We start from the raw sequence: 23,094 nt of genomic DNA, 5'->3' as shown, positions 1-23,094 counted from the left end.
GTGCTTTGGAGGCATCGACGTTAATCATTTGAATTTACGATTGGAGAGTAGGATGGATATTTCATTCGATAGCAGTTCGGCCAGAGGTGCTTTCAGGACAAGTCTTCCGGGGCTTGCTCTCAAGATTGAAGGCAAAAAATCCCCTTATAGCGTGAAGGATTTCAGTGTTAACGGTCTTGCTTTTTCCGCCGGGAAAGACACCTTTGAAGTAGAACAGCAGTTCAAGGTGGATTTTGTCCTTGGCAAAAAAGAGCTTTTGACCGGGCTTGATATCAAAATCGTGCGCGACATAGGTAAAGGGCTTATGGGCTGTGTTTACATTGATCTGGATAAATATCAGGAAGCGCGGCTTGATAAGCTTGTTCTTGAAGTCCAGAAGCGGATGATTCAGCTGCGCAAGAAAAAAGGCGCGTCCTGATTATTGGTCCGGTGCTGAGCAGTGTACAAAGGTGAACATAAGGTCCTCATCGCCAACCGGGGTGAGATCGCCATCAGGATAGCCAGGGCTTGTCTGGAGCTTAATCAGGATTTTGTCTGCGTATACACGGAGCCGGATTCTGAGAGCGGGCATGTGCGTTTCGCGCGTGAGAACGGAGGGGAGGAGAGCCTTTTCCGCATCAGCTCATACCGGGACGCCAATGAGATTTTCAGTGTCGCAGACCGTAGCGGGGCCACGGCCATTCATCCGGGATACGGTTTTTTTGCTGAGGATTTCCGTTTTGCGCGCCGGGTGGTCAGGCGCGAAAAACCGCTTATTTTTATCGGGCCTTCGTGGCGGGTGATTCAGGAACTGGGCGACAAGATTAATACCAAACGTCTTGCGCGCAGTCTGGGCGTCCCCACTGTTCCGGGGTCCGACAGTCCTATTTATGATGAACTTGAGGCTGTCGAGCTTGCCGACAGCCTTTTTGCATTTCAGCGGGAACAGGGATTCCAAGCCCCGGCTATCATGGTCAAAGCTTCCGCCGGGGGCGGGGGCATGGGCATTGAAGAAGTCAATGATCCTGATGAATTCCGTTCTGTTTATCGCCGCATCCGTAATTACGCCAAGCGTCAGTTCAATGATGAAGGCGTGCTCATAGAGCAGCGTATCTACGGCTTCAATCATCTGGAAGTTCAGGTGGTCTGCGAACGCAGCGGTAAAAAGCATGTTCATTTCGGTACCCGCAATTGTTCGGTGCAAAGCAGCGGAAACCAGAAACGGATCGAAGTTGCGCCCGGTTTCGCGCCGGACGAAATCCATTATATTTTCAATGCTTCCGAAGTACTGGAGAGCATTACCGAACATTCCCTGTCTATGGCCCGGGCTGTTAATTACGATAATGTGGGCACATGGGAATGGATAGTCACCCCTCGCGGGGAGCCGTTCCTCATGGAGGTCAACACCCGTATTCAGGTTGAAAACGGGGTTTCTGCGGCCATCTCAGCCATCAAGGATGAGCGAAACGTGAACATCGTGCGTGAGCAGGTCCGTCTTGGACTCGGCGATGCCATCAATTATAATCAGAGCGATGTTGAGCTGTCCGGTGTCGCTATCGAGTACCGCATTATTGCCGAGAATCCGGATAATGATTTTGCTCCGTGGGTGGGCAAAATTGAAGACTTCGGCTGGCAGGACCAGAGCTGGCTGGAAGTTTACACACAGGTTCCCACTGACCGGTCTTATGAGATCCCTACAGAATTTGATCCCAACCTTGCGCTGGCAATTGTGCGCGGGGGCAATCTGACAGAGGCTAAACAGCGCGGTGTGGAATTTTTGAACGGACTGGTATTGCAGGGGCAGGACCGTGCGGGCAGGAAGCTTGAGTCCAATATTTCCTATCTGATTGATAAGACTTCCGGTCTGCTGGAATTTTAGTATGAATATTGATAAGCGCATCAACGCTCTTGCGGAGCGGCTCAACTATATCAAGGACATTTTCGGGAATCTGGAAAATGCCAATATCAGCATGCTCAGTTCCGAACTGACTGAGTTTCGTGAGTTGCGCGGGACCATTTCCACTAAAGATTCCCTGAGCAGGCTGGCCCGTCTTGAGGATCTTTTTTCTTTTCTTGAATCCAAACTGGAAAAAGAGCTGACCGCCATGGACCGGGTGCGCATTGTGCGTCATCCGCAGCGTATCTGCCTGACCGATATTCTGGAAAATGTTTACGACAACTACACCGAACTGGGGGGGCTGGGCGAGTTCAGTATCGATCCTTCCATGCTCATTGCTCAAGCCTACATCACCCGCAGGGTAGGGCAGAAGGTTGTCCACCAGCCGGTCATGGTTATCGGGCAGGAGAAAGGGCACGGGCAGGAGTTTCGCAACGGCGGCTCAGTCAAGCCGTGGGGAAATGCCAAGGCGTTGCACTACATGAAGGTTGCGCAGGCAGAAGGAATTCCCATCCACACTTATATTTTTACCCCCGGTTCCTATCCCATTGAGGATTACCCCGGTGCGGCGCAGCAGATTGCCAAGAATATTTATGAGATGGGCAGGATTGATGTGCCCATTATCTCTGTTATTTCTGAAGGCGGGTCCGGCGGTGCCGAGGCCATCGGCCTTGCCGACCGCAGGCTCATGCTTTCTCACGGCTACTACTCGGTCATCTCACCGGAAGGCGCGGCGGCAATTGAGGCCAATCTCCGCGACGGCAAAAGAGTTGATGATTCCCTGATCGCCGGCTGCGCCCGCAAACTCGGCATTACCGCTGAAGAGAACCTCGACATGGGCTATATTGACCGGGTTATTCAGGAGCCGCATCTTGGAGCCAAAATTGCCAGCTATGATTTTTTCCGAAATCTGCGTTCCGAGGTTATCCGGGCCACCAACGAGGTCTGCATTTCCGTAAAGGGGCTTAAGTTGTTCCGGGCCATGGCTCTCAAACAGAAAGGGCCGGAAGATGGCGAGGATGTTTTCATGCGCTGGGCCTTGAGCTCCAGTGCCCGTGCGCGGCTGGTGGAAAAGCGTTATGAAAAATTCCGCCGTCTCTCAACTTCCGCCTACATGGATCAGCGTTCCGTGTTCCTGAAGATGGGAGCGGCTGTGCAGGGGATGGCCTGGGCCACCAAATCCTTGTTCGTCTACAATATGGTGGGGCGGACCGTTCGTGCAGCCAAGCAGGGTATGGAAGAGATTCAGGCCGAGGCCCATCTGGTCAAGGAACGCACCTCCCGGCTGCTGAAGAAAGGGCAGTCCGGGAATGGTACAACTGCTAAAATTTCCAGCGATGTACGGGATAAGCTGCTCTGTTTGTCCACCTCGGACCAGTCGCCCTGTTTTGAGGAAGGACGCTGGAAGTACAGCAGTCCCAAGTGCCGGGAAGACCGCACTTTCAGTTGCCCCAATTCCGCTGCCGAGGGTTGTCTTGATCTTTGGGCACCGGATCTTTTCGGGGATTTCGCCGGGGTCTGCAGCAATTGCGGACACCATTTTTCCATGGAATATCAGTGGTATCTGTATAATATTTTCAATTATGCCGAAGGTTTTGAGTTTAACTCAGGAATAGAATCCGCTAATCCGCTGAACTACGAAGGATTTGACCTTAAGCTGGATGAGGCCCGCAAAAAGACCGGGTTGCGCTCATCTTGTATTACCTTTGAGACCCGCATGGACGGCATAAATGCGGTAGTTATCTGCCTTGCGGCACCGTTCCGGGGTGGTTCCGTAGGTGCTGCCGAAGGTGAGAAAATTATTCGGGCAGCGGAAAGGGCCCAGCGCAAGCAGCTGCCGCTGGTTTTTTATGCCCATGGGACAGCCGGAATCCGCATTCAGGAAGGTACCAACGGGGTGCTCCAGATGCCGCGCTGCACCATGGCCCTGCGCCGTTATGTGGATGCCGGGGGGCTTTATCTGGTTATTTACGATACCAATTCCTATGGTGGTTCGGTGGCCAGTTTTCTGGGCTGTTCCCCCTACCAGTTCGGAATCAGGTCTTCAAAGATCGGTTTTGCCGGACCGCGGGTTATCACCGAGACCACCGGGATTCCCATACCGCCTGATTACCACAATGCGTGGAACGCCCTTGCTCGCGGGCATATTCAGGGTATCTGGGATCGTCGCGAAATGGGGCGCAATATAGCAGAGGCATTCATGACCATGGGCGGCAGGAATTTATATTATAGATAAGAATGCCTTCGTCAAGCCTACCGGCGGTCCCTCCGGGGGCTTAAACCCTTTTGGGAAAAGGGTTTAAGAATCCCAAAACTTTTTAGTAGGGCTTTGCCGCCTTATCTGGTGAAGTGTGCGTTGAGTTAGACTTACCTACGTTTGTGTAGGTGCTTATCGTATTTACTTTTCTGTGTTAGGGAGTGTTTCTTCAGGTTGACTTTGCCTGATAATATTTGCAAATTGCCCGGACCGGATGCCGGATTCAAAGGCTTCGGTTTTTAATGTAAGAAATTGATCTTCGCCCATGATGGTGAAATATAAGTGAAAATAATCCAGAGGTTAATATAATGCTGAATATTAAAGAACTGCTTGAAGAGATCAAGGCTTCTCCTTACGAGGAAATCGAAATATCCGTACCCCATACCGGATCTGTGGAATTTACCGGACTGAAAGTGGGTGATAAAGTGAACGGACCTTCCGGCGAATGGAAGGAAAAACCCGGAACCGTGTTGGCAAAGCTCACCCGCGAGCGCAACACCAAGAACATTACCGCTCCTGAAAAGGGCGAGATTGTTTCCATTCGTGAAGATCTCGAAGGCCGTTTTGTGGAAGCCGGCGAAGTGCTGATCAAAATCCGCCATTTCCTTTCCAAGGAAGAGGTTATCCAGCTGATTCTCAAGAAAGCACTTTTCCTGTTCAATGCCCCGGAAAAAGCGAAGTACTACTTCACCCCTGAAGTTGATGCCAAGATTAAAGGCTCCGGCGAGCGTTCCGTTAAGGTTACCGAAGGTATGGACCTGTTCATAGTTTCCCGCATGAAGAGGGAAACCCCGCTTAACTACAGCGGTCCTGAGGGTCTCATTTATTCCGTTTATTTTCATAACGGTGATAACGTTGACGCAGCACAGCCTCTGATCGGTATCTGCCCGGCTGACCAGCTCAAGCAGATTCAGGAAGTTGTGAACCGCGTTCAGAGCGAATGGGAAGAGGTTGACTAACAAGTTCTTTCGCCCTTTTAAAATGTAGCCATTGACGGACTCTTTTTTTCCGTATTAATAAAGGATTTTCGCATGGGAAATGTTCTTCAGATCAGGGTCATGGCCCGCACGTATGATGAGGCCGAAGTTGAGAAAAAGTGGCCTTATCTGGTTGAAACCGCATGGGAAGAACCCCACGTGGAAGGCCGTCCGCACGGAGTTGTCGAGTTAGTCGAGGACCTTAAGGACAGGCTGGAACTGGGCATGATTCCCGATGAAAAAGCCGAGGCCATGGCTGATTCCATCCGTAAGGCGTTTGATCTCAAACTGCGCATGGAAAAAGCCCTTGGCGATTGGAAAGCTTCGGAAGCCAATACTATCAGTTATGATCTTGAAGACGAGCTGAGCGTAGCGGAAAAAATAGCATCCAAAAGAAAATTCAGATAAATGGGGGCCTAAATGGCTGGAAGCATGAACAAAGTTATATTGATAGGACGTATCGGGCAGGACCCGAAACTTTCATACACCACATCCGGTCAGGCATTTGTCAACTTTTCGGTTGCGACTGATGAAGGTTACAAGGACCGCAATACCGGACAGAAGGTTGATAAAACCGAATGGCACCGCGTCACCGCTTGGAGACACACTGCCGAATTCGTAGGTAAATATCTCTCCAAGGGCCGTCTGGTCATGGTTGAAGGCAAGCTCCAGACCCGCAAGTGGCAGGACCAGAACGGTCAGGACCGCTACACCACTGAAATCGTCGCCAACAACGTTCAGGGTCTCGACAGCAGACAGGACGGCGGCTATCAGGGCCAGCAGCAGGGTGGATACCAGCAGCAGGGCGGCGGCCAGTACAACAACCAGCAGCAGGGTGGCGGCTATCAGGGCCAGCCCCAGCAGCAACAGTACAACAACCAGCAGCCCCAGCAGCAACAGCAGGGCGGCGGTTTTCAGGAAGAAGAGGACCTCGGTCCCGCATTTCCTTCCGAAGCCAGCGGAATGGACGAAGTCCCGTTCTAAGCAGGTTTTGAAATTGCAAAATCAAATCCCCAATCTCACTGAGATTGGGGATTTTTTAATTTATGCGGATTAAGCAGACAAGATGGCGAAGTCCAACTAAAAGTTTTGGGAATTCTTAAAACCTTTTTCAAAAAGGTTTTAAGCCGCCGGAGGCGAAATCAATTCATCAAAAAGCGCGAAGCGCAGCAAATCTGCCTTTATCTGGGCATATCCGGAAACATCTCCTTCACAATGGCTGAAGCTTCCTGCGTAGCCATGATGGCCCCGAATTCGCTGGTGAAGGGTTTCAGCTCATCAATCAGCCGGGGCAACTGCTCAATACAGGCCCGTGCAGGGACAAAGGGAGCCGGGGCGGGGGATTGCTGCGTGCCGTTTTCTGCGGGCGGTGCTTGCGGTTCTTCAGCTGCGGTTACAGGCTCTGCAGGCGGTGAGACCTGATAGATATGGCAGGCAAGTTTCCAGGCCACCTGCAGATCCCGGTAGGCGTAGCGGTATTCTTTCAGTGATGTATAAGCCTGCCCTCGGAGCATGAATGCGTGCGCTTTTTCTTCTTCGGAATAATCTGAATCGATGATGTCGCTGAGCTTGTCCACAGCCGCGTCATATTCATGATGGCGGGTGTATTCCTGAGCCTGCTCAATGGGCTGGTAAAAAAATGAGCAGCCGCTGATTGAAAACAGCAGCAGGAAAAGTGACAGGCAGGTCAGAATGCGGGGTATCTGCACAGGCTTTTGGGTCATAATGCCGAAGTATCGCACAGCCTGACCTTGCATGTCTATGGGGTAGCCGTGCTCTACTCCAGTGCCGTGGATTCATCCGATTTGATTGCCTCGATTATTTCTTCCTTCTGGTCATCTTTTAAATCCAGAAATTTTACCCTGAATCCGCAGGAGCAGTGGGCCTTACTCTGCGCTTTGTAGACGCCGGCATAGATGGGCAGTCTGTTTTTCAGAGAGAATATTTTAAGAAATAGAAATTTTTTGTCCCTGAGATCCGCATCAGTGTGGAAAGTGCAGCCTTTTTCCGAAATGTGATGGATTGTTCCGTGCACGGACCGGGACATGGCCGGATCATCTTCAAGGCTGATTTCCACCGCCATATTGACATTGATCGGGCAGGATGATCCCGGAATGGCGCACTTGCGGGTCAGGCAGTCGCAGATGAAATTCTCGTGGTCGTCCAGAAAAACGGGCCTCTTTCCTTTTTCAAGGGTTCTGATGGTCGGTATCCCGGATGAAATGGTGAATATCCTGTTTCGGTCACAGCAGGGCGTGTTCATGACCTTGCGTACATCAAGAATTGTCCCGGAATATTCTTTTTCCAGCAGAGCATGGCAGAATTTTGCCGGGCAGGAGCAGAACTCCAGCTTTACGTATGCTGAGAGTGTTGAATTTGAATATTGTTCAGGATTATCAGTATAGATAATTACCTGATTGTTTTGCTGACTCATTACCTCCACCATTCCCCAATAGTTTGTCAGTGTATAAAAATATCACGGGAGAAATCTGTTCACCTGCAGGCCGGAGCAGGTGCCGGAGACGGACTTTCCTTTACACGATACGTGGAAAATCTGGCCAGATTCCCTCCCGTGAAATATGTGTTCAACTTAATTTTTAACCCACGAAATAGTAATGGCAGGGCGGTATTGCAATATGCATGTCCGCATCGATTTCCGGTACATGGAAGAGAAAGTAAAGATGCTGTGAGGGCGGAGCGATGAAGAGGTTGCCCTTCATGTGTTCTTTGATGATTCCTTCGGGCAGGCCGTGCTTGGCTGCCAGTTTTTTTATGCCCATGCCGATCAGGATCATTGCTTTCTGGGTGAATTGTACTTCAAATAATGAAATTTTGACCGCTTCACGTTCGTTAAGTTTTACCTCTGCTGAGTATCCGCACATTGAATCGGGAATAAACATTTGTTCCTCCGGATTATTAAGTTTGTGAAATTGAGTTTCAATATCAATTAAATTAGATAATGAATTGTTGTCAACAACAAATCATTATTTTTGTAGAGAATTAGTAATTCTGCGGGTTATAAAAAGGCGGCTAGGCGGAGGGGGCAGTCTCTTTTTTCAGTCCCGGTTTAATGAATTCAGTATATAGTTGGGCAGTTTGGTCCGGCTCGGCTTTCATAAACTGGATTCCGTAGCCGTAAACACCGTCTTTGGGAATGGTAGACCAGCGGATACCGCCGCAAATGGGAAGCTGGTTGGCAAGCTTACAGATTTTGATATTGACGAGCTGGTTTGCAGAGAGATCGGTGTCTGTTTTCAGGTAGCATCCGGTTTCAGATAAATTGATTATTTCAGCATCAAATTTATTGGCCATGGCGTGGTCGTCACCGTGGCTGATTTTGCTCTGCAGGTCTACATTCACCCTGTCGTTGCGGCGGATAAGGGCTTTTTTCTTTTGGGTGCAGTGGTCCCGGAAGCGGTCCGGGTCGTCAACAAAAATGGCTGCCCCTTTGTTTATGCGGGTACGCATGAGGGGCTTGTCTGCGGCAAGGGTGAATATCTTGTTGCGTTCGCGGGCCGGGGTGGACATGACTTTTTTCATTTCAAGGATCATCCCGGAAAAGTCATGGCTCAGTGCTTCCTGGAAAAATTGTTCCAGATCAGAGCAGAACTTTATTTCCATTTTGGAATGGTTCTGAAAATTGCGGTAGGGCTGGTGACTGTCGGTGTAGGCCAGAATAGATAAATTATCGCTGTTCATTGATATTACTCCTGAAAATAAAAAACCCGGAACCAAAAGACGGTTCCGGGCCTACTTAATCACGGGTAATCATTTAATTGTTACGGCTGCATTAAATTTCGAACAACATTTCGAGGTCGTCACGGGTGAGTGACTTGAGCGCGGATTGACCCGGAATAATGGCATCCGCAACGCTCTTCTTCATTTCCTGCAGGCCGAGGATCTTTTCTTCCACGGTGTTCTGGCAGATCATCTTGTAAGCAAAGACCTGACGTTTCTGGCCGATACGGTGGGTACGGTCAGTGGCCTGATTTTCCACTGCCGGGTTCCACCACGGATCGTAGTGGATGACGTAGTCGGCGGAGGTCAGGTTAAGACCGGTACCGCCTGCTTTCAGCGAGATCAGGAAGATGGGGATATCCGGGCTGTCGTTAAAGCGGTCCACCTGCTCGAAGCGGTCCTTGCTGGAGCCATCGAGGTAGGTGAAGGGGATATCCTTAATGGTCAGCCATGAACGGATAACGTGCAGCATCTGTACGAACTGGGAGAAGACCAGCACCTTGTGTCCGCCTTCAACGATATCAAAGATGAGGTCTTTGAAGGCGTCGAATTTACCGGAAGGCAGGTTGGTGGACAGGCCGGGCATATCCAGCTTGAGCAACCGCGGGTGGCAGCAGATCTGGCGCAGCTTGAGCAGTGCGTCGAGAATGGACATCTGGCTCTTGGCCATGCCTTTCTCGTCCACATCCTTGAGCACCTGATCTTTGAGGCGTTTGGCAAGGGCGTTGTAAAGTTCGCGCTGTTCCTCGATGAGATCGCAGTAATGGACGGTCTCGATCTTGGGCGGCAGGTCCTTGGCCACCTCGGACTTGGTACGGCGCAGGATGAACGGTTTCACCCTTGTGCGCAGATAGTTGAGGGTCTCTTCGTCACCATCCTTGATGGGTTTGACAATGCCCCTCTGGAAAGCATGCTGTGAGCTGAGGAAGCCGGGCATGAGGAATTCGAACAGAGACCAGAGCTCAAAGAGGTTGTTCTCAATGGGCGTACCGGAAAGGCAGAGGCGCATGTCACTCTTAAGCTTGCGCACCGACTTGGCGGTGATGGTGTTCGGGTTCTTGATGTTCTGGGCTTCATCCAGAATCACAGAAGTATATTCGTGCTTGAGCAGCTCTTCAAGGTCCCGGCGCAGCAATGCGTAAGTGGTTATTACGATTGTTGAATCCGGAATTTTCTTGAACAGGTCCTCGCGTCTTGAGCCGTAAATGGTCAAAAGCGGCAGGTGCGGGCAGAATTTCTGCGCCTCACGTTCCCAGTTGGGCATGACCGAAGTGGGCACGATGATCAGGTTCGGTCCGGTAATGCCCCGCTCGTGCAGGGAAAGGATGAAGGACAGGGTCTGAATGGTTTTACCGAGACCCATTTCATCCGCAAGGATGCCGCCGAACTTGTAGTCGCGCAGGAAGTTCAGGTAGCTGAGGCCCTGTACCTGATAGGGACGCAGGGTCGCATTCAGTGCCTTGGGCTGATCAAGCATTTTGATTTCATCAAAGTTGTGGATCTTCTCACGCAGTTTGACGAAATGTTCGTCAGTCTTGGCGTCGGGAAGGTCTTCGATGATCTTGTCCAGCACCGGAGTTTCATACTGCTCGAACTGCTGGCGCGGAGGCTGTTCGGGATCGTAACCCAGAGCCTTGAGCTTGTGGCTGAGTTTCTTGAGCCATGATTCGGGCAGGCTGGTGTAAGAGCCGTCCTTGAGCTGGACATAACGTTTGCCCTGACTCCACGCTTCCCATATTTTTTCAATGGGCACGCGCTGGTCATCGTATTCAACGTTGATGTCGAGGTTGAACCACTTGTTGTCTTCGTCTGTTTCAACTTCGGCAACAATCTGCGGATTGGTCAGCCTTACCTTGTAACGGGTCAGGTTTTTCTCACCGTAGATGCGGTAGGCTTCAACCAGCTGCGGATAGTGGTCCAGCAGGAAGGTGATGGCCGCTTCCTGTTCCATGAACCAGATGGAGTTGTTACGCGGCTGGAAACCCATGTCGCGCAGTTCGGCAAAAAGCTGTGCTTCCTCGTCCTGAGCACGGCGTACAAGATAGGATTTTTCGCCATCCTTGTAGCTTCCGGTCTGCAGGTCGGGGTTGGGTTCGCCCATGGAGATTTCCCCATGCTCGGTATCGTAGGTGTTGTCGACCCTGATGGTCAGCAGTGAACCTTCCTCGTTGAGGTAGAGCTTGGGATTGAATGTGGCCGGTACAAAGAACGGCTGCATCTTCTCAAGGAATTCCTCATGGTCGTGCAGGTCGGAAACCGGAATCTGGGTCCAGACACGGTCAAGGAATTCCGGGATATCCCCGGGAGGGATGACCGGATTCTGGATGCGCATTTCCTGCACCAGTTTGGGAGCAAGAGTGGTCTGGACCGGGTAGAAACCCTGTTTCCAGTATACCCAGAGCGGCAGTCTGCCGTAGAAAAAGACTTCATCGTCATCCATTATGGAGAAAGGCGGTTTGCCTTCATCGGAAAGCAGGATGTCGAATGAAAGACCTTCCTCGGAAAGTTCCGGGGAGAGTTTTAGCTGCATGGTTCTGCTTTCAATGCGGATGGGAATATCTGTATCGCGCAGGAACATGTAATATTCGTCTTTGATGGCAGTAAAAAACCATGCATGCAGCCCGGCGGGAATTTCCACCCGGTGTCCGCGGTAATCAAGGTAGTGCCCGATCTGTTCGGAAACATGCGGCAGGCTGGGCGAGGTTTCGGCCCATTCCGGTTTTTCGATGATATCCTGCAGTTCTATTTCGTTCTGCACCTGAGAGAGGCCGGACTTGTTCTGGCGGGCCCGGAAAAAGGCCACCTGCAAGCGTTCCGGTTCCGGGTACATGCGGTAAATAATGTAGTGCTTGCCTGCTTCGGGCTCCAGTTCCGTGGCAAAGAATGAACGGAAATTCTGGCGCCAGTCGGCCTGCTTCTGGCTTTCGGCTTTTTCTTCCTCGGAATCAAGGGAGAGAAGCAGCTTTAATGCAGCAGCACCCACATGTTTGCACACGCCGGAAAAGGATTCCGGGCAGTTGCAGTAATGGTTTATGCTTTCCTCGGCCAGGTTAAGACCCAGCTCTGAGGAGTAGTTTTGAAAATCATCGCCTTGGATGGTGGCGTCCACATCCCAGTAGCGTTCGCGTTTTTTAAGATCGAGTTTCAGGACCCCGTCAGAATTTACGATCGTGCGTGCGCCGTCCAGAATATATTCCGGTACGGTGTCTGAGACAAATGCTTTGAGAATTGATTTTACTACAGCTTCTTCGTTTTGAGACATGATTACGTTTTCCCCGAACTGTAACTTTCCATAGTTTATTATATCTTATATGAAATAAATAGCTTAGTGTAAAAATAGTACGCGTTAAACCGCTTCCGCTGAATCCGTAAAGTAAAAAGCGATTCGGGTCAATCTGTAACGGTTCGTTACTTGGCTTTTAATCCACAATAGTCCATACTGCTTATATTATCAATGTAGTTGGCTTAATGAAAGGTTTTTATTCAAAAAAATAAGGATAACATGAACAGATTTCTCTTTGCCGCAGTGATGATTACTTGTCTGGCTTTTCTTCCAGCCTGCGGTCAGGATGGCGGACAGCAGGCTGGCAAGGACGCCGATACAAAGACTGGTCCCGCCCCGGCTGCTGTAAAAATTGCTGATTCCAAACCCGTTTATGGCGGCAGGCTGACTGAGCCGACGCTGGCTGAGCCCATGTGTTTGATTTCCACACTCTCTTCAGATTCTGCAAGCCACACTGTCGCCAGCAAGATATTTGTTTCTGCGCTTAAATACAACAAAGATATCGAACTTGTTCCATATGCTGCTGAATCTTTCGAAGTGCTGGAAGGCGGTAAGCTGTTAAAGTTCAAGCTCCGGGAAGATATCAAGTGGTTTGACGGAAAGCCTTTGACTGCTGAAGATGTTGAATTTACTTATAATATGATGCTTGATCCGAATACCCCCACCGCTTATGCCGGGGATTTCAAGAATATCAAGGAATTCAAGCGGACCGGTAGATATACTTTCGAAGTACGTTATGACAATATTTTTGCCCGTTCCCTGATTACCTGGGCTTCAGATATTCTGCCCAAGCACATTCTTGAAGGTGAAGACCTGAATACCACCAAGTACAGGCGTAATCCCGTTGGAGCGGGGCCGTACAAGCTTAAGGAATGGGTTCCCGGCCGCAGATTGATACTTGAGGCTAATGATGATTACTTTGAGGGACGCCCGTACATTGATGAACTGGTATACCGGGTCATACCTGATCTTTCCACGCAGTTTCTGGAGTTGAAAAGCGGCAGTCTCGACAACATGGGGCTGACCCCGCAGCAGTATCTTTTTCAGACCAAGGGCGGGAATTGGGAACGTGATTTTCAGAAATTCAAATACCTTTCCTTTTCTTATTCATATCTCGGGTTTAATATGGAAAGCCCTTTTTTCAAAGATGTGCGGGTGCGCAAGGCCATTAACTACGCCATTGACAAGGAAGAGATCGTCAAAGGTGTGCTTCTGGGACTGGGCTATCCGGCCATGGGACCGTATAAACCCGGTACATGGGTGTATAATGATAAGCTCAAACCCTATGGCTATCATCCTGAAAAAGCAAAAGCTTTGCTTGAGGAAGCGGGGTGGTCCGACAGTGACGGGGACGGGATTCTTGACCGTGACGGCAAACCTTTTTCCTTTACGATTATCATTAATCAGGGAAATTCCTTGCGTATTAAGTCCGCAACAATTATTCAGAACCGTCTAAAGGGTGTCGGAATCGATGTTAAGATCAGGACTGTTGAGTGGGCGGCGTTTCTTAATGATTTTATTCTAAAGGGACGTTTTGATGCCACCCTGCTCAGCTGGAATATTCTGCAGGACCCTGACAGCTATACGGTCTGGCATTCATCCAAGGCCGTAGACGGCGGACTTAATTTTATCAAATATAAAAACAGTGAGCTTGACGAGTTGCTTGAGCGTGGCCGGTCCACACTTGATCAGTCTGAACGCAAGGTCATTTATGACCGCATTCAGGAGATCATGCATGAAGAGCAGCCTTATTGTTTTTTGTATGTTCCCATGGCTCTGCCCATATACAGCAGTCGAATTCAAGGTCTGAAAGTGGAACCCGCAGGTCTGGGCTATAATGCCGATTGGTGGTGGATTCCCGAAGAGTTACAGAAGAAAAAGAGTTTACAGCAGTAATTATGATACGCATTAACGAAATCACTGACGTTGTCAGTACCTATATTGATGATCCTGATCTGGACTTGATCCAGAGGGCCTACGTCTTTTCCGCACGGGCACATGAAGGTCAGGTGCGCCTTTCCGGTGAGCCTTATCTCGCCCATCCGCTGCACGTGGCCAAGATTCTGGCCGATATGCGTCTTGATGAGCCCACTGTGGCCGCCGGACTGCTGCACGATACGGTGGAAGATACCGATACCACCATTGACGAGATTGCTGATCTTTTCGGTGAAGAAGTTGCCGACATTGTTGACGGTGTGACCAAGATCGGGATGATGGATTTCGAATCCAAGGCTATCGCCAAGGCGGAGAATATCCGCAAGATGATTCTGGCTATGGCTGAAGATATCCGCGTACTCATGGTCAAGCTCGCCGACCGTCTGCATAATATGCGCACCCTTGATTTTCAGAAGAATTACAAGCAGCTGCTCATTGCGCAGGAAACCATGGATATCTACTCCCCCCTTGCCAACAGGCTTGGGTTGTACATGGTCAAGCGCGATCTTGAAGATCTCTGTCTCTTCTACCTCAAGCCGGATGTCTATCAGGATATTACCGACGGGCTGGAACGCCAGCACACCATCGGTAAGGAATACGTTGATAACGTCATCGGACTGCTGACCGGTATCCTTGATGATAACGAAATCAAGGGGACCATCAAAGGACGCACCAAGCACAAGTATTCCATCCATAAGAAGATGCAGCGTCAGGGTTTAAGCCTTGATCAGGTGCATGACATTATTGCATTCCGGGTCATCGTTGATTCCGTAAAGGACTGTTATTCCGTGCTCGGTCTGGTCCACTCCATGTGGAAGCCTGTTTCCGGTAAGTTCAAGGATTATATTTCCATTCCCAAGGCCAATATGTACCAGTCCCTGCACAGTACGGTCATCGGGCCGGAAGGTGAGCGTATCGAGATCCAGATCAGGACCGAAGAGATGCAGCAGGTGGCGGAATACGGTGTTGCTGCCCACTGGCAGTACAAGGAATCCGGCAAGAGCGACGCCAAGACCAACCGTGATGCGGAACGATTTTCATGGCTCAGGCAGATCATGGACTGGCAGCGCGAGCTGGAAGACCCCCGTGAATTCATGGCCTCGCTGCGTTTCGATCTTTTTAACGACGAAGTTTACGTCTTCACCCCCGCTGGTGAGATCAAAGAACTTCCCGACGGTGCCACCCCGGTTGATTTTGCTTACTCCATTCACACCGAGGTAGGTAACCACTGTACCGGGGCCAAGGTCAATGGGCGCATGGTGCCGCTCAACTCCGTGCTCAAGAACGGTGATACCATCGAGGTTTTCACCGATAAAAAACGCAAGCCCAGCCGCGACTGGCTCAAGTTCGTAAAGACCGCCAAGGCCCGCACAAGGATCAAGCACTACATTCGCACCGAGGAGCGGACCCGTTCCATCATTCTTGCCAAGGAGCTGCTTGAGAAAGAAGGCCGGCGCATGAATATCAATGTGGCCAAGGCCATGAAAGACGGTTATTTCATCATGTTGGCTGATGAATTCAATTTCGGGCACGTGGATGATCTGCTTTCAAATATCGGCTATTCACGCATCACCCCGCGCAAGGTGCTGGGACGCCTCCATGCCATCCTCAATGAAGTCGAGGGCGTTGTGGAAGAAGCACCCAAGCCGGAACAGCATCATCACGAGACCGAGGAGGACAAGGCCAAGAGTGCTGCTAATTCCATTGATATCGAAGGTGTGGATAACGTCCTGATCCGTTTTGCAGGGTGCTGCACCCCGCTGCCGGGAGAGCCGATCATCGGTTACATCAGCCGTGGACGCGGTGTGGTCATCCATTCTGCAACCTGTCCCAATATCAAGAACCTGGAAGAAGAGCGTCTGCTCAATGTTTCATGGACCGGAGGACAGGAAGAATCCCAGCATCCGGCCCAGATCCGCATCCGCTGCCGCAACCACAAGGGTATGCTGGCAAAGATCTGTACCGTGCTGACCGATATGGACGTGAACATCGATTCCGGTGAATTCAAGTCCGACCTCGACGGCAGTTCCGTGCTCGAATTCACCGTTGAGGTCACCGACCTCGGGCATCTGCACCGTTCTTTGAACAAGCTCAAGACTATTGAGCATGTTTTGGAGGCTACTCGGTTGAGTTAGGGCTGACTCATTTTGACCAATGACAAAACGTCCCGCTGAACTTGGCTCGGCGGGACATTTCTATTTTTCAGAAAGATTCCTTTGATGTTTTTCTTCGGATTAGTGGTATTGTTAGACTTCTCATATTAAAAAACTTGAAAGGATTGCTTACAAAAGTTACTTATTAGATATATTATATTTAAAAAATAGAGGAAAAAGTAATGATTCCAGCTGCTGAGAAAGCAACTGAACAGGTTCGGAAGATGTTCCTCCCTTTTATTGAAGGGAAGAAACCTACTGAATTTGACCTTAAAAGGCTCGAAAGTGAAGTCTTGAAACTCATGAATAGTGCCCCCGGAACAGCGCATACTTTTCTTGGCGTAATTGCATCTTTTCGGAGAGATATCCTTGGAGTCCATAAGCATTTTGAAAATGCTTTGAAGATTGATGGAGATGATTTTGTCCATTTAGCTAATTATGCCCAAGCATTGTTTTCTTGTAATGCCTTACAAGAGGCGTTGAATATTTCTTTTAAGGCTTTAGCTAAAGGTTCCGATATCGCAAGTATTGACACTGCAATTGCAATCTCCAAGCAATTAAATGATGAAGGTGCATTAGAACGATTAGTTAAGATTCGTGAAGAATTTTGTGGAGAAAATATTGATTTAGATTTGTGCTTTACGCTTGGAGCACTCCAGCAGCAAATGTCGGTGTATCCTGAATTAGTGACTCCTCTAGATGAAGACATGTTTGCTGAAGCACTGGAACTTGTAGAAGGTGTTGAGGTTGAATAATGGGTGAGTGGAAGATTTTTTTATATCATCTTTTTAAGCTTCGTTACGAGTATTTATTTAACGAAGTGAAACGATTAAAAGCCAAAGACCCTGATTCGTATAAAGAGCACAAAACGACTAAGATGTTTGCTTCTGTTGTTAAGTGTATTGCGTTGTTGAAAAAAGATCCTACTGGTGACGAATATCAGATGGGGGTTAAAGTTTTATCAGGGTTTCGTTATTGGAGAAGGGTAAAAAGACACCTTCCGCAAAGGCATCGGCTCTTTTTTAGATTCCGTTCAGATCAAACTAGCGTGGTTTTAGCTTGGCTGAATGATGATAAAACACTCCGTAAGGAGGGTGCTAAGACTGATGTTTACCATGTTTTTTTTAAAATGCTTGAAAGTGGTAAGGTCCCGGATCGCTATGAGGAGCTTCTAGAAAGCTCGGAAGAGTACGGTGCTTCCTCTCAAAAGAGCATTAGCGCGCAAAGTTAAAAAGTATTCAGAGTCTCATCCTCCGCAAGTCCTCGTCGCTGCGGAGGACTTTTTTTATACCTCATCAAGAACCTTCTCAGTCAATTCCACTTCAATCAACTGCGGCACATACATCTCCGACCAGACAAAATTATGGTGCCTGATTATTGTTTCAGCATCTAAATAGGGTTTGTCGGCAGTGGTGTGCGCGTCTGAAGCTACCCGCACTTTGTAGCCCATGCTTGCGGCCTGGCGCACTGTGCTGTCTATGCAGAAGTCCGTACAGCATCCGGTGATTATTAGTTCTTCTACGTTCAAGTCGCTTAGCCTCTGCGCAAGATTTGTTTCGCAAAAAGAGTCGCAGCAGGTCTTTTCTATGACCGTATCTGTTGGTCGAAAATCAAGCTCATCCAGAATCTGCCAGCCGTCTGAATTTATTGCCAGCCCGTCTTCTGCGCTGTTGTGGCGTACGAATATTATGGGGATATTTTTGTCCCGTGCCTTCCCTGTGAGCAGATCTACCCTGCTGATTACCCCGTCTGTGTCATAGCGGTTTCCCGCTGCGAATAATGCTTTCTGCATGTCTATGATCAGTAAAGATTTCATGCTGAGTCCTTGTCTGTTCTGGTTAGTTAGCTGAGTTTGGGATGTTTTTTAGTTTGTTTTTAGGGAGATGTGAAGGTTTAAAATAAACAAACGAAAGTTTCAAACGATTCTTTTAAACAAGTGTTTGACTTTAGTTAAACGTTTGTTTAAATCTCTTCTTGAAAGAATGAGAAATTCTCAAGTTGAGAGGTTTAAATATGACGGTTCATCCTAAAGGAAAAACAAATAAGGCCCGTGGCGAAGAGACCCGCGAAAAGCTTGTTGACGTTGGCTTGCAGCTTTTTGCCATGAACGGTTTTAATGGCGTGAGTATGCGCAATCTTGCTTCAGAAGCAGAGGTTAATCTGGCTACTGTGGGCTACCATTTCGGTGGCAAACAGGGCCTTTATGAAGCAGTGATCAGAGAGATTATCCGTTTCCGTGAAGAGTTTATGCCGGGGGTCAGTGTCGTTCGTGAGCAGATTAAACGTGTAGAGTCCGGTGAAATTTCCAAAGAAGAGATGGTTACCTGGTTTTTCCGTTCCCAGATGGAAGGAATTCTCAGTGATCCAATCACTATCTGGGGGATTATGTTGATCAACCGTGAAATGGCTGCTCCCAGTGAAGTTTATCCGTTATTAGATGAGGAATTTTTCGAACCTGCCATTCAGGCCATGAATCTTCTGCTGAAAGCGGCCATGCCGGAGGGTAGTTCTTATACTGAAATAATGACAGTAGGGACTGCTTTAATCGGTATTGTGCTTAAGTTTGTGGCGTCAAAAGCTTTTACCGATCGTGTTGGCTGGGATGAAATGACCCCTGAACGCATTGAAGAACTCATAGAAATACTGTCCAGAAGGGTAGTGGCTTTTGTCTGCTGTTAGGAGGCATATTAAAATGAAAAGATTAATAATTATTTCAATATTGGTGCTCGGCTTCGCTTTGAGCGGTTGTAAGGAAAAGCCTGTCCCGGCGCAGGAGATATTGCGCCCGGTAAAGACCATGCAGGTTGGTGAAGGTGTTTCCGGCAGAAATTGGGTTTTCTCCGGTACTGCCGAGGATGCATTGCAGTCTGACCTCTCTTTCCGTGTGGGCGGCAAGATCACCTCTTTTCCCGGTGATCAGATCGGTCGCAAATTCAGGGCCGGGGAAGTCATTGCCCGTCTGGACCCGGAAGATTACGAGCTTGAAGTCCGGCAGGCAGAATCCAATCTGGAGCAGGTCCGCGCCAATTTTGTGCGTGCCAAGGCCGATGTGGAACGCATCAGCCAGCTTTACAAGCGCAAGGTTGTTTCCAAGTCCGAGCTTGACCAGTCCGAGGCCGATTTCAAATCCTATCAGGCTCAGCTCAACGCTTCAGCCAAAAAACTTGATATTGCCCGCAAACGTCTGCGCTACACCGTGCTCAAGGCACCTTTTGACGGCTGGGTAGGTGCTGTTTCCGTGAACGTGCACCAGAACGTGCAGTCCGGCCAGAAGGTTATCGGTTTCAATGCCGGTAAGCAGATGAAGATGTATATTTCCCTGCCCGATACCCTTATTTCTTCAGTGGAAGAAGGGGAGAAAGTACAGGTTACTTTTGATGCACTGCCCGGAAAGGTAATGCAGGGTGTGATCATGGAAGTGGGTATCGGCACCAACGAGGGTGCTTCCTTCCCGGTCAAGGTATATCTTGATAATTCCAAGCAGCTGGTGCGTAGCGGTATGTCCGGTAATGTCCGTTTTGCCGCCCGTTCCGCTAGTTCCAATGTATTTGTCGCCCCCTCGGCCATCGTGGGCAACCCGGACGGCAGCAAGCATGTCTGGGTGGTGGAGAACGGCTCTGTGGTCAAACGTCGTGATGTGGAAGTGGGCAACATTTCTTCTAAGGGCGTGCTGATCAAGGACGGTCTCAAATCCGGCGAAACCGTGGTCACCCGTGGTGTACATTCCCTTAAGGATGGGCTGAAGGTACGTAATGTCGGGGGGCTCTCGTGAATCTTGCCAGATGGTGCATTGAAAATAACAGGACTTCCATTGCCCTGTTTGTGCTGATCGCTTTTGCAGGGGTGTCCACATTTTTCAGCATCCCCAAATCTGAGGACCCTGATTTCACCATCCGGACTGCGGTTGTGACCACCGTTTTTCCCGGTGCTTCGCCGCAGCGGGTGGAAGAGCTGGTTACTGATAAGCTGGAAGAAAAGATCAGGGAAATTGATGTCATTAAAAACGTCAAATCCCAGTCCATGACCGGATTATCCATTATTGAGGTGGAATTTCAGGATAACCAGAAAAACATGGACCCGGTCTGGCAGCGGTTGCGCAATAAGGTTTCCGATGCCAAGCGCGATCTGCCTGCCGAGGCCTACGAGCCTGTGGTCAACGATGAGTTCGGGGATGTTTTCGGTATTGTTGTCGCCCTGACCGGGGACGGCTTCAGTTATCGTGAGCTTAAAGACGTTGCTGACTACACCCGTGATGAACTGCTTTCCATTCCCAGTGTCGGTAAGGTTGATCGCTGGGGCTTGCAGGATGAGCGGGTGTTTGTGGATTTTTCCAATTCACGCATGGCTGCGGCCGGGATCACTCCTTTTGCTCTCGCCCAGATGCTCAGTCAGCAGAATATGATCCGTCCCAGCGGTTCGGCCAAGGTCGGACCTGAGCGCATCTACATTGAGCCCACCGGGGAATTCAAATCTGTTAATGATATTAAAAACATGTCCCTGCGTGTCGAGGGCATGAGATCCTCGCTCAAGCTTTCCGATGTGACCGATGTTACCCGCGGTTTTGCAGATCCGCCGGGTGTTATGGCCCGTTACGACGGTGATCCGTGCATCATGCTCGCTATCTCCATGGCCGACGGCAACAATATCATGGAAGTGGGCAAACTGGTTACAGCCAAGCTCGAAAAGCTTTCCGCTGATCTTTACCACGGCATGGAGTATAATGTGGTCGTTTATCAGCCGGATTACGTTGATACCGCTGTTACCGACTTCATGATCAACCTGCTTGAATCGTTCATATTCGTGGTCATTGTTATTCTCGTGTTCGCCGGGTTCAAGACCGGACTTGTGGCCGGGTCGCTGGTGCCTATGGCTATGCTCGGTTGCCTCGGGCTCATGCCTCTTTTTGATGTGGGTTTGCAGCGTATCTCCATTGCCTCGCTGATTATCGCGCTGGGTATCCTTGTTGATAACGGGGTAGTTGTTTCGGAGGCTATTCTGGTGCGTCTTGCTTCGGGTGAGGAACGTTTGAAAGCAGTGGCCGGAGCCGTTTCTGAACTCTGGATGCCGCTTTTGGCCGCATCGTTGACCACTGTTTTTGCCTTTCTACCCATTCCGCTGGCGGAGAATACCACCGGGGAATATTGTTTTTCCCTGTTTATCGTGGTCAGCCTGACCCTGCTTTGTTCATGGGGGCTGTCCATGTCCATGGTGCCCATGCTCTGCTACTATGTGCTGAAACCGAAAATTGTTATCCAGACATTTTCCAGCCGCATGTACCGTGTTTACAGGGGAATGCTTCTTTTCTGCCTGCGCCATCGTCCCAGCTTTTTGGCTGTGGTGCTCATCGGCTGCATGGCTGCGTTCTGGGGATTCCAGTTCGTACCCAAAATGTTCTTTCCGCCCAACGAGCGGGCCCAGTTCACAATTGATTTCTGGCAGCCCTTCGGCACCGACATTACCGCCACTGCGGATGAGGTCGGCAGGCTGGAGCAGTTCCTGCTCAGCGATGAAGGTGTGGACAGTGTGGGAACATTCATCGGCCACGGCGGTCCGCGCTGGTACCTGCCCCTGAACCTTGAACAGCGTAATGATAACCTCGCAACATTTGTGGTTAACACCAAAAGTGTTGAAGCTACTGATGAAGTTATCGAGCGCACCCGCACCGAGCTTAAATCCCATTTCCCGGATGCCGATTTCAGTCTCAAGAAATTGATGAACGGTCCTCCGGTGGGTGCTCCGGTGCAGATTCGCATTTCCGGACCGGACCAGAAAACCCTCTACCATCTGCGGGATAAGATTGCCGCCATTGTTGAAAGTACTCCCGGTGTGGCCCGTGTCTGGGACGACTGGGGCCAGTGGACCAAGAAGATGGAAGTGAATGTGGATCAGGAAAAGGCCCGTCAGGCCGGACTGACCAGTTCCGATGTTGCGCTCAGCCTGCAATCAAGCATGAGCGGCTATCAGGCTTCCACCTACCGCGACGGGGATACCAATATCCCCATCATGCTGCGTTCCGAAGGCGACTTTCGCGACCGTCTGGATAAGCTGGAAAGTCTGAATGTCTATTCCTATCAGGCCCAGAGAAATGTTCCCTTGAGCCAGATTGCATCTGCGGAACTTGTCTGGCAGCCTTCGGATATCCGCCGCAGGGACCAGACAAGGACCATGACCGTCAAGGCTGACCTTTTTAACGGCTACTTTGCCATGCAGACCCTTGATGCAGTACGTCCTGAAATAAATAAAATGATGCAGTCTCCGGGCTGGCCCGTGGGTTATTCCGTGGCCTACGGCGGTGAGTTTGAGAAGAGTGTAGAAAGTCAGGAAGCCATCAATGCCAACATGCCTCTGGCCATGGGGCTGCTGGTGCTGGTGCTTATCTTCCAGTTCAACTCTTTCCGCCGCCCGCTGATCATCCTGCTGACCCTGCCGCCCATGATGTGCGGGATCACGCCGGGTATGATCCTGACCAACTCGCCCTTCGGATTCATGCCCATGCTGGGGATGATCAGTCTGCTGGGCATTATCGTCAACAACGCCATCATGCTTATCGACCGCATTGAAATCCTGCGCGGGCGCGGGCTGACGCTGGATAACTCCATTGTGCTGGCCTCCCTTGAGCGGGCGCGACCCATCATCATGACCGCTACTACTACCATTATAGGCATGGTTCCGCTCTCATTGCAGGGCGGTGAGATGTGGCGGCCCATGGCCAACTGCATCATGTCCGGGCTCATGTTCGCCACCGTGCTGACCCTGATCCTCTGCCCGGTTCTTTATTCACTCTTCTACAAACAGGGTTTCAAGAAGTATGAATGGAATCAGGATGTTGTTAAGCAGGGCAGTGATGTGTAGCCTGTATATATAAGTAATAGGAA

At 50.0% G+C, this 23,094-nt stretch carries 19 protein-coding genes; 13 read left to right on the top strand and 6 right to left on the bottom strand.

Going from position 1 to position 23,094, the window contains the following annotated elements:
- Positions 1-52: 52 nt before the first annotated feature.
- The 6 genes from FMR86_RS02645 (at position 53) to FMR86_RS02620 (ending at position 6,094) form a co-directional block, all read left to right on the top strand.
- Entirely contained in the window at positions 53-418 is a 366-nt protein-coding gene (locus FMR86_RS02645) for a PilZ domain-containing protein (protein ID WP_163349532.1), read from the top strand.
- A gap of 21 nt (positions 419-439) precedes the next feature.
- Positions 440-1,858 (top strand): biotin carboxylase N-terminal domain-containing protein, encoded by a 1,419-nt coding sequence (locus tag FMR86_RS02640; protein WP_163349531.1) that lies wholly within the window; start codon positions 440-442, stop codon positions 1,856-1,858.
- 1 nt (position 1,859) lies between these two features.
- On the top strand, positions 1,860-4,112 hold the full coding sequence (locus FMR86_RS02635) for an acetyl-CoA carboxylase carboxyl transferase subunit alpha/beta (protein WP_163349530.1): 2,253 nt from the start codon (positions 1,860-1,862) through the stop codon (positions 4,110-4,112).
- 329 nt (positions 4,113-4,441) lie between these two features.
- Positions 4,442-5,092 carry a biotin attachment protein gene (locus tag FMR86_RS02630; protein ID WP_163349529.1) on the top strand — a complete coding sequence of 217 codons (651 nt, stop codon included), beginning with the start codon at positions 4,442-4,444 and terminating at the stop codon, positions 5,090-5,092.
- Between the two features lie 72 nt (positions 5,093-5,164).
- The gene (locus FMR86_RS02625) at positions 5,165-5,518 is read left to right on the top strand and encodes a hypothetical protein (RefSeq protein WP_163349528.1); all 354 of its coding nucleotides are present in this window, start codon (positions 5,165-5,167) and stop codon (positions 5,516-5,518) included.
- Positions 5,519-5,530: 12 nt separating this feature from the next.
- A complete protein-coding gene (locus tag FMR86_RS02620; protein WP_163349527.1) occupies positions 5,531-6,094 on the top strand; it encodes a single-stranded DNA-binding protein in 564 nt (187 codons plus the stop codon).
- A 197-nt stretch (positions 6,095-6,291) separates the two neighbouring features.
- Here the strand turns inward: FMR86_RS02620 and FMR86_RS02615 are convergent, their stop codons facing one another.
- The 5 genes from FMR86_RS02615 to FMR86_RS02595 form a co-directional block, all read right to left on the bottom strand.
- Positions 6,292-6,834, bottom strand: coding sequence for a hypothetical protein (locus FMR86_RS02615; protein ID WP_163349526.1), 543 nt, complete (start codon positions 6,832-6,834; stop codon positions 6,292-6,294).
- A gap of 53 nt (positions 6,835-6,887) precedes the next feature.
- Positions 6,888-7,544 (bottom strand): PilZ domain-containing protein, encoded by a 657-nt coding sequence (locus FMR86_RS02610; protein WP_163349525.1) that lies wholly within the window; start codon positions 7,542-7,544, stop codon positions 6,888-6,890.
- A gap of 163 nt (positions 7,545-7,707) precedes the next feature.
- Positions 7,708-8,010 carry a hypothetical protein gene (locus FMR86_RS02605; protein WP_163349524.1) on the bottom strand — a complete coding sequence of 101 codons (303 nt, stop codon included), beginning with the start codon at positions 8,008-8,010 and terminating at the stop codon, positions 7,708-7,710.
- 130 nt (positions 8,011-8,140) lie between these two features.
- Positions 8,141-8,809 carry a PilZ domain-containing protein gene (locus tag FMR86_RS02600; protein WP_163349523.1) on the bottom strand — a complete coding sequence of 223 codons (669 nt, stop codon included), beginning with the start codon at positions 8,807-8,809 and terminating at the stop codon, positions 8,141-8,143.
- A 91-nt stretch (positions 8,810-8,900) separates the two neighbouring features.
- The gene (locus FMR86_RS02595) at positions 8,901-12,110 is read right to left on the bottom strand and encodes a DEAD/DEAH box helicase (RefSeq protein WP_163349522.1); all 3,210 of its coding nucleotides are present in this window, start codon (positions 12,108-12,110) and stop codon (positions 8,901-8,903) included.
- A gap of 240 nt (positions 12,111-12,350) precedes the next feature.
- On the opposite strand from FMR86_RS02595, the gene FMR86_RS02590 reads away from it, so the two are divergent.
- The 4 genes from FMR86_RS02590 (at position 12,351) to FMR86_RS02575 (ending at position 17,450) form a co-directional block, all read left to right on the top strand.
- Complete coding sequence (locus tag FMR86_RS02590) at positions 12,351-14,027, top strand: peptide-binding protein (RefSeq protein WP_163349521.1); 1,677 nt, start codon at positions 12,351-12,353, stop codon at positions 14,025-14,027.
- Positions 14,028-14,029: 2 nt separating this feature from the next.
- The gene (locus FMR86_RS02585) at positions 14,030-16,201 is read left to right on the top strand and encodes a bifunctional (p)ppGpp synthetase/guanosine-3',5'-bis(diphosphate) 3'-pyrophosphohydrolase (RefSeq protein WP_163349520.1); all 2,172 of its coding nucleotides are present in this window, start codon (positions 14,030-14,032) and stop codon (positions 16,199-16,201) included.
- 200 nt (positions 16,202-16,401) lie between these two features.
- Positions 16,402-16,974, top strand: coding sequence for a hypothetical protein (locus tag FMR86_RS02580; protein WP_163349519.1), 573 nt, complete (start codon positions 16,402-16,404; stop codon positions 16,972-16,974).
- Positions 16,974-17,450: a type II toxin-antitoxin system YhaV family toxin gene (locus tag FMR86_RS02575; RefSeq protein WP_163349518.1), complete on the top strand. Its 477-nt coding sequence runs from the start codon at positions 16,974-16,976 to the stop codon at positions 17,448-17,450. Before FMR86_RS02580 ends, FMR86_RS02575 begins: the two co-directional genes overlap by 1 nt.
- Positions 17,451-17,504: 54 nt before the next feature.
- On the opposite strand, the gene FMR86_RS02570 is transcribed toward FMR86_RS02575, so the two are convergent.
- Positions 17,505-18,035, bottom strand: a complete 531-nt coding sequence (locus FMR86_RS02570) for a cysteine hydrolase family protein (protein WP_163349517.1) — start codon at positions 18,033-18,035, stop codon at positions 17,505-17,507.
- A 197-nt stretch (positions 18,036-18,232) separates the two neighbouring features.
- Here FMR86_RS02570 and FMR86_RS02565 point away from each other — a divergent pair, with 197 nt between their 5' ends.
- Genes FMR86_RS02565 through FMR86_RS02555 form a run of 3 tightly spaced genes read left to right on the top strand, consistent with a single transcriptional unit; the run spans position 18,233 to position 23,071 of the window.
- On the top strand, positions 18,233-18,898 hold the full coding sequence (locus FMR86_RS02565; protein ID WP_163349516.1) for a CerR family C-terminal domain-containing protein: 666 nt from the start codon (positions 18,233-18,235) through the stop codon (positions 18,896-18,898).
- A 13-nt stretch (positions 18,899-18,911) separates the two neighbouring features.
- Entirely contained in the window at positions 18,912-19,991 is a 1,080-nt protein-coding gene (locus FMR86_RS02560) for an efflux RND transporter periplasmic adaptor subunit (protein ID WP_163349515.1), read from the top strand.
- Positions 19,988-23,071: an efflux RND transporter permease subunit gene (locus tag FMR86_RS02555; RefSeq protein ID WP_163349514.1), complete on the top strand. Its 3,084-nt coding sequence runs from the start codon at positions 19,988-19,990 to the stop codon at positions 23,069-23,071. Before FMR86_RS02560 ends, FMR86_RS02555 begins: the two co-directional genes overlap by 4 nt.
- Positions 23,072-23,094 lie beyond the last annotated feature (23 nt).

It is taken from the genome of Desulfovibrio sp. JC010 (assembly GCF_010470675.1).
In the GTDB taxonomy this organism is placed as follows: domain Bacteria; phylum Desulfobacterota; class Desulfovibrionia; order Desulfovibrionales; family Desulfovibrionaceae; genus Maridesulfovibrio.
Note: the sequence above shows the minus strand (reverse complement) of the source record. Positions and strands in the feature narration are given on the sequence as shown.

Bases quoted from the DNA above. Each gene is read 5' to 3' on its own strand.
- FMR86_RS02645 (WP_163349532.1), top strand. From the start codon at position 53: ATGGATATTTCATTCGATAGCAGTTCGGCCAGAGGTGCTTTCAGGACA.
- FMR86_RS02635 (WP_163349530.1), top strand. From the start codon at position 1,860: ATGAATATTGATAAGCGCATCAACGCTCTTGCGGAGCGGCTCAACTAT.
- FMR86_RS02630 (WP_163349529.1), top strand. From the start codon at position 4,442: ATGCTGAATATTAAAGAACTGCTTGAAGAGATCAAGGCTTCTCCTTAC.
- FMR86_RS02625 (WP_163349528.1), top strand. From the start codon at position 5,165: ATGGGAAATGTTCTTCAGATCAGGGTCATGGCCCGCACGTATGATGAG.
- FMR86_RS02620 (WP_163349527.1), top strand. From the start codon at position 5,531: ATGGCTGGAAGCATGAACAAAGTTATATTGATAGGACGTATCGGGCAG.
- FMR86_RS02615 (WP_163349526.1), bottom strand. From the start codon at position 6,834: ATGACCCAAAAGCCTGTGCAGATACCCCGCATTCTGACCTGCCTGTCA.
- FMR86_RS02610 (WP_163349525.1), bottom strand. From the start codon at position 7,544: ATGAGTCAGCAAAACAATCAGGTAATTATCTATACTGATAATCCTGAA.
- FMR86_RS02605 (WP_163349524.1), bottom strand. From the start codon at position 8,010: ATGTTTATTCCCGATTCAATGTGCGGATACTCAGCAGAGGTAAAACTT.
- FMR86_RS02600 (WP_163349523.1), bottom strand. From the start codon at position 8,809: ATGAACAGCGATAATTTATCTATTCTGGCCTACACCGACAGTCACCAG.
- FMR86_RS02595 (WP_163349522.1), bottom strand. From the start codon at position 12,110: ATGTCTCAAAACGAAGAAGCTGTAGTAAAATCAATTCTCAAAGCATTT.
- FMR86_RS02590 (WP_163349521.1), top strand. From the start codon at position 12,351: ATGAACAGATTTCTCTTTGCCGCAGTGATGATTACTTGTCTGGCTTTT.
- FMR86_RS02585 (WP_163349520.1), top strand. From the start codon at position 14,030: ATGATACGCATTAACGAAATCACTGACGTTGTCAGTACCTATATTGAT.
- FMR86_RS02580 (WP_163349519.1), top strand. From the start codon at position 16,402: ATGATTCCAGCTGCTGAGAAAGCAACTGAACAGGTTCGGAAGATGTTC.
- FMR86_RS02575 (WP_163349518.1), top strand. From the start codon at position 16,974: ATGGGTGAGTGGAAGATTTTTTTATATCATCTTTTTAAGCTTCGTTAC.
- FMR86_RS02570 (WP_163349517.1), bottom strand. From the start codon at position 18,035: ATGAAATCTTTACTGATCATAGACATGCAGAAAGCATTATTCGCAGCG.
- FMR86_RS02565 (WP_163349516.1), top strand. From the start codon at position 18,233: ATGACGGTTCATCCTAAAGGAAAAACAAATAAGGCCCGTGGCGAAGAG.
- FMR86_RS02560 (WP_163349515.1), top strand. From the start codon at position 18,912: ATGAAAAGATTAATAATTATTTCAATATTGGTGCTCGGCTTCGCTTTG.